The 554-nt window shown below is 32.1% G+C and carries 1 protein-coding gene; it reads left to right on the top strand.

The window, feature by feature from the left end; all coding sequences use genetic code 11:
- Window positions 1–539, top strand: a 539-nt coding sequence (locus ACY2RQ_RS19760; protein ID WP_490114731.1) for a hypothetical protein, incomplete at its 5' end; no start/stop codon positions are given.
- Window positions 540–554 lie beyond the last annotated feature (15 nt).

Here is a 554-nt window from a genome sequence, read left to right as displayed (position 1 = left end):
TGTTCCAAAGTGAATGGAGTCTCATGTCGATAGTTCCTGAAAAATTTGAATCTGCTGTTAAACGAGAGCTTAAAATAGATGAGAGTGTTCGTTGGTCTACTAGACCTAATAGCCTTTATAGTATGCAAAACGCTATAGGTTCATTTTTATTCGGAATACCGTGGAATTCATTCCTTTGGCTAGCTTGGGAAAAGAGCTTTAATCAAGAGCAACCTATTCAAATCATGATATTTATGATTCCGTTTTATTTAATCGGTATCTGTTTATTTATTAGTCCATTAATTGAGTGGTATAAAGCAAAAAATTCATTGTATGTGGTAACGACCAAAAGAGCCTTTATCCTTAAAATTTTTAATAATGTAAAAATAGAGAATTTTTTCCCTGAAAATATTGCTGTTTTAGATAAAACAGTTAGGTTAAATGGTAGTGGTGATTTAATTTTATCGAGAAGTCACCATACAGATAGCGATGACGATAAAAATACAACTGATTACGGTTTTTTGCTTTGCCAAATGTTCAAGAGGCTGAAAAAGAAATAGAACGGTTAATTGGAA

It is taken from the genome of Parendozoicomonas sp. 209JJ7-1, assembly GCF_058147085.1.
Note: the sequence above shows the minus strand (reverse complement) of the source record. Positions and strands in the feature narration are given on the sequence as shown.